Annotated in this window: 1 pseudogene; it reads right to left on the bottom strand. The window is 41.1% G+C overall.

The features are described 5' to 3' along the window. Window positions 1-253 (bottom strand): annotated as a pseudogene (locus SB660_RS22225) (asparagine synthase (glutamine-hydrolyzing)); the annotation flags it as partial.

Genomic DNA, 253 nt, shown 5'->3' with positions numbered 1-253 from the left:
CCTCCGATGCAAATAGTAATCCTTCTTGTTGCTCAGTGTAATACAGAGGCTTAACACCTAGACGATCACGACACAGAAAGAGCGATGCCGTTTGTTCATCCCACACACCAAATGCAAAAATGCCATTTAGATAGTTCACACACTGTTCTTTCCACTCAATATACGCAGTTAATAATACTTCTGTATCTGACTGGGTTGTAAAGTCGTGCCCTCTTGTTTGCAGTTCTTTACGCAATTCTTCGGTATTATACAG

Origin of the sequence: Bacillus sp. SIMBA_005 (assembly GCF_046535585.1) — a bacterium.
Classification (GTDB): domain Bacteria; phylum Bacillota; class Bacilli; order Bacillales; family Bacillaceae; genus Bacillus; species Bacillus pumilus.
This window is presented reverse-complemented; position numbering and strand designations above follow the sequence as displayed.